The sequence below is a fragment of the Mesorhizobium sp. B2-4-13 genome (assembly GCF_006658535.1).
Taxonomy (GTDB): Bacteria; Pseudomonadota; Alphaproteobacteria; order Rhizobiales; family Rhizobiaceae; genus Mesorhizobium; species Mesorhizobium australicum.
The window spans coordinates 480,989-495,928 of record NZ_VFVB01000003.1 but is presented as its reverse complement, the minus strand read 5'-3'; the positions used below and the strand labels follow the sequence as shown (position 1 = coordinate 495,928).

At 63.1% G+C, this 14,940-nt stretch carries 11 protein-coding genes; 1 reads left to right on the top strand and 10 read right to left on the bottom strand.

Features of this window, described 5'->3' with window-relative positions:
* Window positions 1-3 precede the first annotated feature (3 nt).
* The 5 genes from FJ936_RS10405 to FJ936_RS10385 form a co-directional block, all read right to left on the bottom strand.
* Complete coding sequence (locus FJ936_RS10405; protein ID WP_140724397.1) at window positions 4-1,017, bottom strand: NAD(P)-dependent oxidoreductase; 1,014 nt, start codon at window positions 1,015-1,017, stop codon at window positions 4-6.
* 2 nt (window positions 1,018-1,019) lie between these two features.
* Window positions 1,020-2,378, bottom strand: coding sequence for an aspartate aminotransferase family protein (locus FJ936_RS10400; RefSeq protein ID WP_140724394.1), 1,359 nt, complete (start codon window positions 2,376-2,378; stop codon window positions 1,020-1,022).
* A 73-nt stretch (window positions 2,379-2,451) separates the two neighbouring features.
* A complete protein-coding gene (phnY, locus tag FJ936_RS10395; protein ID WP_140724391.1) occupies window positions 2,452-3,909 on the bottom strand; it encodes a phosphonoacetaldehyde dehydrogenase in 1,458 nt (485 codons plus the stop codon).
* A 266-nt stretch (window positions 3,910-4,175) separates the two neighbouring features.
* The gene (phnA, locus tag FJ936_RS10390; RefSeq protein ID WP_140724388.1) at window positions 4,176-5,432 is read right to left on the bottom strand and encodes a phosphonoacetate hydrolase; all 1,257 of its coding nucleotides are present in this window, start codon (window positions 5,430-5,432) and stop codon (window positions 4,176-4,178) included.
* A gap of 24 nt (window positions 5,433-5,456) precedes the next feature.
* Window positions 5,457-6,656: a 2-aminoethylphosphonate--pyruvate transaminase gene (locus tag FJ936_RS10385; protein WP_140724386.1), complete on the bottom strand. Its 1,200-nt coding sequence runs from the start codon at window positions 6,654-6,656 to the stop codon at window positions 5,457-5,459.
* 265 nt (window positions 6,657-6,921) lie between these two features.
* Between FJ936_RS10385 and FJ936_RS10380 the strand changes: the two genes are divergently transcribed.
* Window positions 6,922-7,791, top strand: a complete 870-nt coding sequence (locus tag FJ936_RS10380) for a LysR substrate-binding domain-containing protein (protein ID WP_140724383.1) — start codon at window positions 6,922-6,924, stop codon at window positions 7,789-7,791.
* Here FJ936_RS10380 and FJ936_RS10375 read toward each other — a convergent pair.
* The 5 genes from FJ936_RS10375 to doeA form a co-directional block, all read right to left on the bottom strand.
* Window positions 7,788-10,265, bottom strand: coding sequence for an FAD-dependent oxidoreductase (locus tag FJ936_RS10375; protein ID WP_140724380.1), 2,478 nt, complete (start codon window positions 10,263-10,265; stop codon window positions 7,788-7,790). The genes FJ936_RS10380 and FJ936_RS10375 overlap by 4 nt on opposite strands.
* Window positions 10,266-10,347: 82 nt before the next feature.
* A complete protein-coding gene (locus FJ936_RS10370) occupies window positions 10,348-11,136 on the bottom strand; it encodes a DeoR/GlpR family DNA-binding transcription regulator (RefSeq protein WP_041163907.1) in 789 nt (262 codons plus the stop codon).
* A 127-nt stretch (window positions 11,137-11,263) separates the two neighbouring features.
* Window positions 11,264-12,433: an acyltransferase gene (locus FJ936_RS10365; protein ID WP_140791544.1), complete on the bottom strand. Its 1,170-nt coding sequence runs from the start codon at window positions 12,431-12,433 to the stop codon at window positions 11,264-11,266.
* Window positions 12,434-12,701: 268 nt separating this feature from the next.
* Window positions 12,702-13,703 (bottom strand): N(2)-acetyl-L-2,4-diaminobutanoate deacetylase DoeB, encoded by a 1,002-nt coding sequence (gene doeB, locus FJ936_RS10360; RefSeq protein WP_140791542.1) that lies wholly within the window; start codon window positions 13,701-13,703, stop codon window positions 12,702-12,704.
* A gap of 5 nt (window positions 13,704-13,708) precedes the next feature.
* Window positions 13,709-14,887 (bottom strand): ectoine hydrolase DoeA, encoded by a 1,179-nt coding sequence (gene doeA, locus FJ936_RS10355; RefSeq protein ID WP_140791540.1) that lies wholly within the window; start codon window positions 14,885-14,887, stop codon window positions 13,709-13,711.
* Window positions 14,888-14,940 lie beyond the last annotated feature (53 nt).

Below are 14,940 nucleotides of genomic sequence, written 5' to 3'. Positions count from 1 at the left end.
AGGTTATCGGCCGAACACAATGCCTGCGGTCTGCGCCCGCAATCGCGGATCATGCGAGCGGATGGTCACTGGCCGGCCTTCGAGAATTTCGAAACAGCGCGCGAGCGTGTCGTCTTCCAGCCGGCGCATCGCCTCGTAGGTGAAGAAGGTAAGATGCGGAAACAGGATCACATTGTCGCGACCGAACAATGCGCTCATCGGATGGCCTGACCTCGCCAGCGGCTCGACCGAATAGACGTCGAGCCCGGCACCACCGATGCGACCGGCAACGATCGCCTCGACGAGCGCCGCCTCATCGATCAGCGCACCGCGCGAGACATTGACGATGATGGCCGACGGTTTCAGGCAGGCGAGCTCATGCTTGCCGATCAGGCCGCGTGTCTGGTCATTCAGCACGCAATGCAACGAAACGAAATCACAGGCACGCAACATGGCGTGCAGGTCGTCGGCCTTCTCGATGCCGGCGGCGCGCATCGTCGCGGCATCGACACCGGGATCAAAACCAACGACGCGCGCGCGAAACCCCTGGCCGGCCATGCGCGCCATGCTGCGGCCAATCTTGCCGCAGCCGACCAGCCCAAGCGTGGCGCCTGATATATCGCGTCCCAGCCAGCGCTGTTCGGGCCAAATCCAGCCGTCTCGCGTCATTGCCTGGGTGATCCCCGGCAGCCGCTTGGCGAGCGCAATCATCAGCGCGAAGGCGCCTTCGGCAACGGTTTCCTCGGCATAGTCGGGCACGTTGACCACGGGAATGCCACGCCGCATCGCTGCGGGAATATCGATGGCGTCGATGCCGACGCCATATTTGACGATGCCCTTCAACCTGGGCGCCGCGTCGATCACCCCCGCAGTGATTGGCGTGTAGCACATCAAGAGCAGATCGGTGTCGGCGATCGCGGCTTTGAGCTCCGCCTCGGGGATGCCATCCGGCAGCGTTACCAGCTCGACGCCCCTTGCCCGCAAGCCGGCATCGATGCCTGGGCATTCGAGCTCGCGGTCGGTGCGGACGGCTTTCACGGTCAGGCCGTCAACACGGCGCGTTCGACGATGTCGAGCGCACGGTCGAGATCGGCTTTCGAAATCACCAGCGGCGGCGACAGCGTCAGCACGTTGCCGTGGCTGACCTTGAAGCTCAGCCCCTGTTCGAGGCAGGCATAGAAGACGCGTTCGGCAAGATCGCGCGCGGGCTGGCGCGAGGCCCGGTCCTCGACGAGTTCGACGCCAACCATCAATCCCCTGCCCCTGACGTCGCCGACATGGGGCGAGCGCCCCATCAGATCCTGCATGCGTCCCAGCATATGCCGGCCAAGCTCGGCCGCACGTTCGACCAGTCCTTCTTCCAGGATGATGTCGATGGTCGTCAGCGCCGCACGCGTCGTCACGGGGTTTTTCTCATGGGTGTAGTGACCGATGGCAAAGCCGCCGGTGACGTCGAGGTCGCGGCGGGCGATGACGGCGGCGATCGGCAGGATGCCGCCGCCGAGTGATTTGCCGAGGACAACGATGTCGGGCGTTACGCCGTCATGCTCATGGGCGAAAAATTTTCCGGTCTTGCCGAGGCCGGTCGGAATCTCGTCGAAGATCAGCAGCGTGCCGTGCCTATCGCAGGCCTCGCGCACGCGCTTCCAGAAACCGGGCGGCGGTGGATTGGGCGTCGCGCGCATCGGCTCGGCAACGACAGCCGCCACGTCCTGCTCGCGGCCGAGCACATAGGCGATCATGTTGGCGCAAGCGAGCCCCGATGCCTCGAGGCTATCGTGGCCATAGGGGCAACGATAGCCATCCCAGGGCGCGACATGCTCGGTGCCGGTCATCATTGGGCCTGATATATGCGAGCGGAACGTCGCCTCGCCGCCGACGCTGGCCGCGCCGAAGCCGGCGCCATGGAAAGCATCCCAGAACGACACCGTCTTGAAACGGCCGGTGGCCGCCCGCGCGATCTTCAGCGCGACCTCGATGGCATCGGAGCCGCCGGTGGTGAACAACACCTTGCCGAGATCGCCGGGAGCCAGCGCGGCCAGTTTTTCGGCCAGTTCGACGGCGGGCTCGCAGGTGAAACGGCGCGGCGCGAAGCAGAGGTCGTCGAGTTGCTTCTTGATCGCCGCCACCAATCTCGGGTGGCCGTAGCCGAGGTGATGCACGCTGTTGCCGTGGAAATCCATGAAGCGGCGGCCGGCGGTGTCCTCGATCCAGATGCCTTCCGCCCTAGCGATCGTCGAAAGACAGGGGCTGGACAGGCTCTGGTGCATGAACGCGGCGGCATCGCGATCGAGCAGGCCGCGAATGCGGGGATCGTCCTGGCCCGCATCCCAGCGGCCGCGCGCCGCCGTCGTGTTGGAATCGCCTTCGGTATGCACAAGCTCTGATATCGCGGCCATCATTGTCTCCGAAATGCGAATGAGGGAGCGTGGGACGCTCCCTCGGTTTGTTCCGCCAGCTTATGTGATCCGGTCAGGACCAAGGCAGCGAAAATGTCTTCACATTGGTGTAGCTCTTCATCGCCTCGATGACGCCTTCCTTGTAGCCATTGCCGCTGTCCTTGATGCCGCCGAAGGGCGACATCTCGATGCGGTAGCCCGGCACTTCCCAGATGTTCACCGTGCCGACCTGCAGGCCGGCGATGTATTTCTGCATGCGGGAAAACGAATTGGTGCAGACGCCCGACGACAGGCCGAAGGCGGTCGAGTTGGACAACGCGATCAGTGCTTCATCGTCATCCGGCGCGCGCACGATCGGGATGATCGGCCCGAACGTTTCTTCCATCACCAGTTCGGATGTGTGCGGCACGCGGTCGACGACGATTGGCGGCAGCAGCGCACCCTGACGACCCGGGTTGTAGAGAATCTCAGCCCCCTGCTCGGCCGCCATGTGGACGCGCGCTTCGAACAACGCCGCCGCCTTCTCGTGCACGACGGTGCCGAGATCGGTCGAGCGGTCCATCGGATCGCCGAAGCGGATCTTCTTCGCCCGCTCCAGCACCAGCGGCACGAAGCGGTCGGCGACGCTTTCCTGGACGAGGATGCGCTTGACCGCCGTGCAGCGCTGGCCGGAGTTTTTGGTCGCACCGGCGACCGCCAGATCGGCGGCCTTGGCCAGATCGTCATCGGAGAGATCGTTGAGGATGATCAGCGGATCGTTGCCGCCGAGTTCCAGCACCTGGCGCCTGTAACCGGCGGTGCGGGCGATCATCTTGCCGACCGGCACGCCGCCGGTGAAGGTGATCAAGTCGATATTCTCGTTGGTGATCATCTCGTTGCCGATGTCGACCGGCCAGCCGGTCACCACCGAAAGCATTTCCGGCGGCAGGCCGGCTTCATAAAGAATGTCGGCCAGCACCAACGCCGTCATCGGCGTCAGTTCGGTCGGCTTCACCACCACGCAATTGTTGGTGGCGATGGCCGGCGCCACCTTGTGCGAGACCATGTTGAGCGGATGGTTGAATGGCGTGATCGCCGAGATAGCCTTCAGCGGCTCGCGCGTGGTGAAGATCTTGCGCGCCTTGCCGTGCGGGGTGAGGTCGCAGGAGAAGATCTGGCCATCGTCCTGGATGCACATCTGCGCCGACAGCGTGAACACATCATAGGCGCGGCCGACTTCGTAGAGCGAGTCGGCCTTGGAGATACCGAGCTCGAGCGTGATCAGATCGGATATTTCTTCCCGGCGCGACGCCAGTGCTTCCGCCGTGCGGAACAGAATCTGCTGGCGCTCGTAGCGCGTCAGCTTCGACTTGTAGCCTGCAGCGATCTCGAACGCCTGGCGGGCGTGTTCGGCGCGGCCGGCGGGGACGATGCCGATGACGGTGTCGTTCCAGGGGTAACGCACCTCGACAACACCACCGGCATCGACCTTCTTGCCGGCAATGCGCATCGGCTCGTGGCGAACTTTGATGGCAGGGTCAAGCTTGGTCATGTGCTCTGCTCCGGCAGATTCTTGGGTACGTCGCGGCGAGGCGTCGACCCCCACTCCGGCCCTTCGGGCCACCTCTCCCCCGATCAACGGGGGAGAGGAAGGCCGCCAGGGCTAGCGGCGGCTTAGCCTAAAAGCGTGGTGGCGCCGACCTCGCCTGATTTCCTCTCCCCCGTCGATCGGGGGAGAGGTGTCGAGCGAAGCTCGACGGAGTGGGGGTCGACCAGCGCCATCATGGAGGCGACACCTACCGGCACCCGACCCATCCGTCACGCGAGCGCCGCGGCAAGCGTGGCGTAGTAGAAGGCGTCGAAGTTCCTCAGCGCCGGCTCATCAGGCAAATCGGGTAGCACGCGGTTGACGATGAACGGCACTTCCTGCTCGGTTAGCCCGCCATGCGAGCGCAACGGCTCGTTCAGCGCCGCCAGATCATGGCGATGTTCCGATGTGCCGATCGTCTTGTTCTCGGTCGAGACCAGCACGATGTCGCCGATGCGGTCAGCCGGCAGTTCGAAGCGCTCACAGGCCGTCCGGCTATCGACGACCAGCATGATGCCGTCAACCTTGGCCAGCCGCGCCATGATGCCCGCCTGGTCCGCGCCATCAGGCAAATAGGCGGTGGCGAAAGAGCCCAGCGCGCCATGGTGCACGACATAGGGGTCGGTGATCGGCAGGATGACGCGGGCGGCATCCTTGCCCAGCCATTCGTCAAGCAGGTCCTGGACGTAGACGACGTCGGGCGCACCGTCGGCCTTGTGCTTGGGCTTCATGCCATGGTCGGCGGTGACAACGATCGCGGCGCCCAGCGCATCGAGTTCGGTCAGGTACTTGTCGAACATCTCGTAGAAGGCGTTGGCCTGCGGCACGCCCGGTGCGTATTTGTGCTGCACATAGTCCGTCGTCGTCAGGTACATGATGTCGGGGCGGAATTCCCTCAGCAACTGGACGCCGGCGGCGAAGACGAATTCCGACAATTCGGCCGAATAGACTTCTGGCACAGGCAGGCCGAAATGCTTCGAGGCATTGTCGATGCCGTGCTCGCCAACCGTGGTCGTATCGGACTTCTCCGCCGAAAAGCACAGCGCGCGCCCTTCGTCGAAAGACAGACCCTTGCCGAGCAGCGCACGCAGCTTGTCTTTGGCGGTGACAACGGCAACCTTGGCGCCCGCATCATAGAAGGCCTGAAAAATGGTCGGCGCGCGCAGGAAGCGCGGGTCGTTCATCATCACTTCCTTGCCGGTCTCGCGCTCGTAGAGATAGTTGCCGCAAATGCCGTGCACCGAGGGCGGGCGACCGGTGGCGATCGACAAATTGTTGGGATTGGTAAAGCTCGGAATGACCGAGTGTGCGAAACGCACCGTGCCCTTCTCCTTGATCCTGACCAGGGCCGGCATCAGCCCGGCCTTGATCGCTTCATCGAGATAGGCCGGCTCGCAGCCGTCGAGGCAGATGGCGATCGCCGGCACGCGCGGCCAGGCGTAGGTGCGGCCGTTGACCGCGACGTTGATGGGAGACATCTGGTTCATCAAAAATCCTCGAAATCGGCCGCTTCAGGCGGCGAGTTTGGCGCGCTCGGCGATTGCCGCGGCGGGTGGAGCGGCGGTGTCGACGCCCATTTCATCAAGCGACTGCGCCGCCGCCTCGACGACGCGACGCATGACATGTTCGTCCATTTGGCCGATGCAGCCGACACGGAAGGAGTCCACGACCGTCAGCTTGCCGGGGTAGATGATGAAGCCCTTGTCCTTCATCAGTTCGTAGAAGCGATCGAAGGCGAAGTTGGCGTGGGCCGGGTTGAAGAAGGTGACGATGATCGGCGACAGCCAGCGGTCCTTGAGCAATGTCTCAAAGCCGAGTTCGCGCATGCCCGACACCATGACGTCGCGGTTCCTGGTGTAGCGGGCACCACGGCCGGCGACGCCGCCTTCAGCCTCATGCTGGCGCAGCGCCTCCAGGAAAGCGGCGACGACATGCGTCGGCGGCGTGTAGCGCCACTGGCCGGTCTTGTTCATGTGCGCCCACTGCGCGTGGACGTCGAGCGACAGGGAATGGCTGCGCCCCTTGGCTGCCTCGAGTTCGCTCTTGCGGGCGATGATGAAGCCGAAGCCGGGCACGCCCTCGATGCATTTATTGGCCGACGAGACCATCGCCTCATAGCGGATCTCGTTGACGTCGAGCGCGACGGCGCCGAACGCGCTCATGGAATCGACCAGCAGCTTGCGGCCCTTGGTGTGCACCGCCTCGGCGATCTCGGCGACCGGGTTCAAAATGCCGGAGCTGGTCTCGCAATGAATGGCGATGACGTGGGTGATGGCGTGGTCGGCTTCGAGCGCTGCCGCCACCTCGTCGCCGCGCGGCGGCAGGTAATCGCCCTTGTCGATCAGCGTATAGGCGCGGCCGAGATACTGCATGGTCTGTGCGGCGCGAAGGCCGTAGGCACCATTGGCCAGCACCAGAACCTTGCCATCCCTGGGCACGAACGACCCCAGCATCGCCTCGACGCAGAACGAGCCTGAGCCCTGCATCGGCACGCAGTCGAACTCGCCATTGGTGTCACCGGTCAGCGCCAGCAGGCGGCGGCGCATGTCTGATGTCATGGCGCGGAAGTCGCCGTCCCACGATCCCCAGTCGCGCAGCATCGCCTGCTTGACCGAATAGGCCGTGGTGAGCGGCCCGGGGGTCAACAGATAGGGCTCGCCCAGCGCCGGCCTGGTCAGCGGCTCCGCGGCAAATTTCGTTTCGGCGAGCATGATGTCCTCCGACAGGTCGCTGCTTTTTTGATCTGGCGCCATTGTTGGCTGAGGGCATATATTTGTAAAATCGTTATTTTGTATCGACGTATCGATTTCAGTGATGATCCGATACAGACAGCAGAAGCTGCATGGCGCTCGTGACAGCTTCGTGAAACCCGGCAGGCCCATTCCAAGACATAAACCGAATCGTTTGTTTCCGGCTTTTGCATAGCAGGGCTTATGATAGGCTGCTGGTAACCAGAGAGGCTCGGGAGCGAAGAAGATGCGCTATGTTCAGTTGCGGGCCTTTCATCAGGTGGCGATCTCCGGCGGCTTTTCGCGGGCGGCCGAAGCGCTGTTCCTGACCCAGCCGGCGATATCGGACCAGGTCCGCAAGCTCGAGGAAGAGTATGATGTCCTGCTGTTCAATCGTAACAAGAAGCAGGTCACGCTGACCCATTCCGGCCAGAAACTGCTCGAAATAACCCACCGCATGTTCGACACCGAGCAGCAGGCGTTGGAGCTTCTGACCGAGTCGCGCGCCCTGCGTTCCGGCACGCTGCGCATCGTCGCCGACGCCGCGCATCATCTGCTTCACATTCTCGGCAGCTTCCGCGCCCGCTATCCCGGAGTGCAGGTCTCGGTGCGTGCCGGAAACACCGAGACGGTGATCAGCAGCCTCTACAGCTACGATGCCGATATCGGCGTGCTGGGCGAGGTGCCCGCCGGACGCGACTTCGAAGTGCTGAAACTGAACTCGACGCCGATCATCGCCTTCACCTCGATCGACCATCCGCTGTCGGGGAAGAAATCGCTGACGCTCAAGCAGCTCGCACAGGAATCCCTGGTCATGCGCGAGCGCGGCTCGAAGACGCGCCAGAAGCTCGAAGACCTGGCCGCCGCGTCGAAGATCGAACTCAGGCCTGTGATCGAGGCAGAAGGCCGGGAAGCCGTGCGCGAAATCGTCGCCTCGGGCGCCGGTATCGGCTTTGTCTCGGCGGCCGAATTCGGCCAGGATTCGCGGCTCGTCCCAATCACCATCGACGCGCCCGAGACCTTGATGGACGAGGCGCTGATCTGCCTGCGCGAGCGCAGCGGCGGCAAACTGGTGCGCGCCTTTCTCGACATGGCGCGCTCTATGTCGACGGATTAAGCCGCGGCCCTGATCTCCATTGCATCAGCTTTCGCCCGCTCCGACTTCGGATCGTAGGGGCTGCGCAGATGCGCGGTAGCCGCATGGCGTACGCCGGCTAGATCGATCTCGAAATGGCCGCCGCTCAGGAACACAGCATCCACGCCGGTTTCGTTTTCGATCAAGCCGAGCGCCACTGACCGGCCAAGCGTATGGCCGTAGGCGGCCGAGCGAACCTCGCCGACCGGCTTGCCGTCGCGCAGGACCAACTCGCCGCCCCACAGCATCGGCTCGGTATCGTCGAGCGTAAGGAGCACGATACGCTTTGCCGGTGCCGACGACGACTTTGCCTCAACAAGCGCGTCATGGCCGATGAACCCACTCAGCTTGTCCATAGCAACGGCGAAGCCAAGCCCCGCCTGCCAGGGATTGATATCAGGCGTCAGTTCCCGACCCCAGGCTCGAAAACCTTTTTCGATGCGCAAGGCGTCGAGCGCGTAGTAGCCGGCGTCGGCCAAACCGAATTCGCGGCCGCCCTCATGCAACGCCTCGTAGACGCCGACGGCGAATTCGGCCGGCACGATCAGTTCCCAGCCGAGTTCGCCGACATAGGTCATGCGGTTGGCATAGACAGTGGCGTAGCCGATATCGATCTCGCGGATAGTGGCGAAGGGAAAGCCGGCGTTGGAAAGATCGGCCGACGACAGTTTGCCGAGGAGATCGCGCGAACGCGGCCCCATCAACGCCAGCACCGCATAGGCCGAGGTGACGTCGGTCAGGACGGCATGCGCATCCGGCGGAATGTTCTTGACGATCCAGTCGGCGTCGTGGACCGCCTGGGCGGAACCGGTAACGATGAGGAATTTTTCCGCGCCAAGCCGCATCACGGTGAGATCGCTTTCGTAACCGCCGCGCGCATTGAGCACGCCGGTGTAGACCGACGTGCCGACCGGCACATCGATGTCGCCGGCGCAGATGCGGTTCAACACGGCACAGGCATCGCGGCCCTGGACAAGAAGCTTGGCGAAGGAGGTCTGGTCGAAGATGGCGACGGCTTCGCGCGTCGCCTTCATCTCGCGCCGCACGGCCTCGTGCCAGTTCTGGCGACCGAAGGCATAGTCGTTCCCGGCTTTCTCTCCCGGCGCCGCGAACCAGTTGGCACGCTCCCAGCCCATCTTGGAACCGAAGCAGGCGCCCTTGGCGGCGAGCCGATCATAGAGCGGCGAGCGGCGGAACGGCCGCGCGGTATCCAATTCGCGGTTCGGCCACGGCATGGCGTAATGCAGGCCGAGCGTCTCCTTGACGCGGTCATGCAGCCAGCGCGGATTGTTGTTGAAAGCGGCGAAGCGCCTGATGTCGACCGGCCACAAATCCATGGTCGGCGCGCCGTTGACGATCCATTCGGCCAGTGCCTTGCCGGCGCCACCGGCACTGGCAATGCCCATCGAATTGAAGCCGGCGCCGACATAGAAATTCTTCAACTCCGGCGCCTCGCCGAGGAGGAAATTGTTGTCCGGCGTGAAGCTTTCGGGTCCGTTGTAGAATTTCTTGACTTCGGCCCGCGCCAGTTGCGGCACGCGCACCAGCGCGTTTTCCATCAGGATCTCGAACTGGTCCCAGTCGTCGGGCAGCAGCGCGAATTCGAAATTTTCGGGAATGCCGTTCATGCCCCACGGCTTGGCGTGCGGCTCGAAGCCACCCATCACCAGACCGCCGACCTCCTCCTTGAAGTAGATGAAGCCATCGGGGTCGCGCATCACGGGCAGGTCCGGATGCACACCCTCGATCCGGCCGGTGACGATGTACATGTGCTCGGCCGAATGCAGCGGCACCGAGACGCCGCACATCAGCCCGACCTTGCGGGCCCATTGGCCGGCGCAGTTGACGACGATCTCGGCGGCGATGTCGCCGCGGTCCGTCTCGACGCCGCAGGCGACGCCGTTTTTCACCGTGATGCCGGTGACCTGCACCCGCTCGAAGATTTTGACGCCACCATTGCGCGCGCCCTTGGCCAGCGATTGCGTGAGATCGGTGGGATTGGCCTTGCCGTCTCCGGGCAGCCAGACGGCGCCGACCAGATCGTCTGTCGCCATCACCGGCCAGAGCTCGGCTGCCTCGCGAGGCGAGATGACGTCGATCTCGACCCCTTGGGCACGCGCCGACGCGGCCGTGCGCTTCAACACCGCCATGCGGTCGGTGGTGCGCGCGACGGATAGCGAACCGCAGTTCTTCCAGCCGGTGGCGAGGCCGGTCTCGGCCTCCAGTTCGCTGTAGAGCTGCGTGGAGTACCGGATCAGGCTGGTCATGTTGGAATGGCTGCGCAGTTGACCGACAAGACCGGCCGCGTGCCAGGTGGTGCCGCCGCTGAGCTGTCCCTGCTCAAGCAGCACCACATCGCTCCAGCCCAGCTTGGTCAGATGATAGGCGACCGAGCAGCCGATGATGCCGCCGCCGACAATGACAATTCGAGCCTGGGTGGGAAATTCATGTGCCATGAGCGTTCCGCCATTTGAGGGATAGCCGAGACATTACCATGGGAAAACCAAATATCAACTCATAATATCACAAAATATCACATCAAGCTGCAACGATGAGTTCAGGCCCCCTGTGCGAAAGCGCCTCGGCAAGCGCGAATTCGGGGTCGGTGTCGACGATTACCCCAGCGGCACGTTCGAAATTCGGAATTCTGAGCGGCGTCAGCTTGCCGAATTTGCTGCTGTCGAGCACGAAATAGGCCTTGCCGGCGAGGCTGATCATCCGGCCCCGCTGTTCGGCCCCGGCGCGGGTGAAATCGGTCACCTCGCCGACCGGAGACAGCGCTCCGCCACCCAGAAAGGCCATATCGACGCGAAAGCGCGCCATCGCATCGAGCGTGTCGATGCCGGAAGCCGCCTCCTCGCCCGGGTCGACTTCGCCGCCCAGCATGTGCACGCGCATGCCGGGAACATGGCATAGGTGCAGCGCTATCTTCAGGCTGGCCGTGCAGATCGTCAGATCGCGCAGTTCCGTCATTGCATGCGCGATGGCCAAAGTGGTGGTGCCGGAATCGAGAAAGACCACCATGCCATCCCTGACCAGCCCGGCGGCCGCCCTGCCGATCGCGGCCTTGCCTTGGGCATTTTCCTGGCTGCGCTGGCTCATCGCGGGTTCGCTCGGTTCGAAGCGGGCGGCCCCGCCATGCACGATGCCGAGCCTGCCCTGGTCGGAAAGCAGCTTCAAATCGCGGCGGATGGTTTCGCGCGAGACGTCGAAGAACCCAGCCAGTTCGGCGACGCTAACGGAACCCTGGGCGCCCAGCCGCCGCAGGATCTCGTCATGGCGGCGCGGGGCAAGGGCACGTGCCGGCAGGCGGCTGACGGGAGACATGGCATCCTCGTGTCGAGCATTGATGTTGCAATATGTGGCAGCGAACCGGCGCGGTGGCAACCACGCGCCACGATTGCGGCTGCCCCTGCCCTTCGGGCCTAGGACTTTCGCGCCAGCCCGCCGCCCTCTATGGCAGTGACCAGCGTGCCGCTTCCCTGGAGGGGGTAGGTGCTCCGCTGCCGATGTGGCCAGCCGGTCCCTGGGCCGGGTTCGGATCAGCAATCCGCGGCACTGCATATCGCATGCGCATGCGCAAGAACGGTGCTTCGATGCAGGTGTAGCTGAGATAGCCGATCGGGATTGTCGCTAGAAAGCAAAAGGCGGACCAAAGGCAAGCGACGTAGAAATTGCTGATACTCATGATGTTTACGTCGATGAATGCCGCCAATTGCATGACGAAGAACAGGTGCAGGAGATAGATCGAATAACTGTAAGCTCCCGCTTTCTCCAGGATTTTGAACGGCAGGCTTGTCCGCTTTCTTGAAAAGCTCGTGTCATAATAGGCGATGCCGAATGCGTATCCCGCCGCCTCCAGGGTCGGCAAGATGATCCATATCCAATGGGGCGACGGATAACCCCCAAGTTGGTAAAATCCGCCAGCGGCATCGAACCACCAGAAGAACCCTGAGAATGCGATGAGAACGGCCAGCGCCAGCCAGTGCCGATCCATCGCATAGGCACGAAGATGAAAAGCAAGAATGCCAGCCACAAACTGATCGGCATGGCCAATGATGGTTGTCGATGCCGCCAACTGCACCTCGCCGAGGTGGGTATAGAGTACAGATCTCAGCAAAATGGTTGCGGCGATGAACAGCAGCGGGGCGAACGGAAATCGCCTGGACGCCATCAGCAGGAATGGAAGCAGAATGTAGAAATGCGCTTCGACGGTTATGGACCAGCCCCCGTTCGGAAGGGTGGGAAAGATGAGGCCCTTGCCGACATCGGTGAAATACTCGTCCAGGGGTTGGCCAGCGAGATGCCTGCGGCAGGCCTCGATAACGATCACGGCGAACAGAAGTGGCAGCAGCCTCAACGCCCGGTTGGCAAAGAACGGCAAATAGTTGACCTGTCTTCCGTCAAGCAGCTTGGCAAAGAGATAGCCCGAGAGCGCCATGAACAGCGAAACGCCGGTGTGTCCTTCGTCCAGAAAGCTGAAGACAGGCAGAGCCGGTTCGAAGCCGTAGGGTACCGGGCCATCGGGAGACTGATGAAGGAAATGCCAGGTGAAGACCAGGAAAGCCGCAAGGCCTCGAACATGATCAAGCGCCGGATAATGTTCTCCAGTCGAAGACTTCATGATTCAGGCCAAGCGTCCGCCTTTGGACGACCGTTGCCGCGCTGCGTCGTCTATAGTTGCGTTCAACGGCACGCAGCGAGGATACCTCGCCTACATGTCCCACCTTGACCGCTTCTCGTTAATTTAGACTTCTATTTATCCCAAAAATTTACTCCCGGTACAGCCCAGCGACCGGAGTGCAATCGTCAGCGAAAAAGGGGCATGGCGCGGCTTCATGCAATGAGTGGAGCATCGACGTCTCTTCCTAGCCATGTACAAACCGCTTTGCTCAATCGACCTTCACGGCGACCACCGCGGCGCAGTCGCCGGCCTTGACCAGGCCAGGGAAATGCCGCGCCGCCAGCATGCCCGACATTTTGGCCCGGATTTCCCGCGGCGCGACGCCGGTGCGGCCGGTGGAATGGATGCGGGCCACCACCGCGCCCTCCTCGACAGGTTCGCCGAGATCGACCATGGTTTCGATCATGCCGTCATCCTCGGCGAAGCAGAAGCAATCGCCCGAGGGCATGTCCAGCCACTGCGTTCCGCCCGTCTCGGCCGCCCCGGCGACGATACCCTCATGACGCAGCACGTTGAGGATGCCGCGCCGCGCGATCCGCACCGTCTCGGCTCGCGACGTACCGCCACCGCCGAGCTCGGTGGTGACGAAGACCTTGCCCATCTCTTCGGCCGCCGTGTCATACATGCCGATCGCATCGATCTCGGTCATGCGCATCGAGAATGGTGCCGAGAATGCCGCCACCGCGGCAAAGGCTTTCTGCTCCAGCGCCTTGTCGGGCAAAGTGTGGGCGGCACAGAACGGTACGAAATCCAGCGTCCTGCCGCCGGAATGGAAGTCGAAGACGATGTCGGCGCGGGGAAGCAGCTCGCGTTGGAAATAATCGGCGATCTTCTGCGTCACCGTGCCGTCGGGCCGGCCGGGGAAACTGCGGTTCATGTTGCCCTTGTCGATCGGCGAGGTGCGCGTGCCGGCCCGAAAAGCAGGATAGTTCATCGCCGGCACGATGATGACGGTGCCGCTGACCTGGCTGGGATCGAGCGTGCGGGCGAGTTCGTAGAGCGCCAGCGGCCCTTCATACTCGTCGCCATGATTGCCGCCGGTCAGCAGCGCCGCCGGCCCCTTGCCGTTGCGGATGACGCACATCGGGATCATCACCGAGCCCCAGGCCGAGTCGTCGCGGCTATAAGGCAAGCGCAGGAAACCATGCTGGACGCCGTCACGATCGAAATCGACGGTCGGCGTGACCGGCGACGGGCGAAGACTGGACATCGGGCTCAATCCTTCACCACCAGCTTGCGCGGCACGTTGGCCAGGCACTCCACACCGGTTTCGGTAATCAGGATGGATTCAGTGATCTCCAGCCCCATTGTCTCCAGCCACAGGCCGGTCATGAAATGGAAGGTCATGCCGGGCTTGAGTTCGGTGCGATCGCCGGGGCGCAGGCTCATCGTGCGCTCGCCCCAGTCCGGCGGATAGGAAAGCCCGATCGAATAGCCGGTGCGGTTGTCCTTGACGATGCCGTATTTCTTCAACACGGCGAAGAAGGCATTGGCGATGTCCTCGCAGGCATTACCCGGCTTTGCGGCGGCAAGGCCAGCTTCCATGCCTTCCAGCGTTGCCTTCTCGGCATCGAGGAATTCCTGCGTCGGCTTGCCGAGGAAGACGGTGCGCGACAGCGGGCAATGGTACCTGTTGTAGCAGCCGGCGATCTCGAAGAAAGTGCCCTCGCCCGACTTCATCGGCTTATCGTCCCAGGTCAGGTGCGGCGCCGAGGCGTCGGCGCCCGAGGGCAGCAGCGGCACGATCGCGGGATAGTCACCGCCAATGCCGCCGACGCCGCGCGTGCCGGCATCGTAGATCTCGGCGACGAGATCGTTCTTACGCATGCCGACTTCGATCTTGTCGACGATGCGCTGGTGCATCGCCTCGACGATACGGGCGGCCTTGCGCATATAGTCGATCTCGGTTGGGCTCTTCACCGCGCGCTGCCAGTTGACCAGCGCGGTGGCATCGACGAAACGGGCGTTGGGCAGATGCTTCTGCAGCGAGGCGAAGGCGGCGGCGGAGAACCAGTAATTGTCCATCTCGACGCCGACGGTGAGCTTGCCCCAGCCGCGATCGGTCAGCACACTCGACAGGAAATCCATCGGGTGGCGCTCGGTCGACTGCACATAGTGGTCGGCATAGCCGACGATGTTGTCATGGGCGAGGTAGGCGGTGCGCTTGGCGCCGTTCGCGTCCTGGCCACGGCCGTACCAGACCGGCTCGCCCGATGGCGGCACGATGACCGCCTGGTGGACGTAGAAGGACCAGCCGTCGTAGCCGGTGAGCCAGGCCATGTTGGAGGGATCACTGACGATCAAAAGATCGACGCCTTTCGCCCCCATGGCTTTCCGCGTCTTGGCGAGGCGTTCCGCATATTCGCTTCGCGAGAATTTCAGGTTTGGCAGCATTTTGTTGGTCCTCGTTTGTTGGGGCTGGAGCCCGGTTTCAACTCCGTTGAATC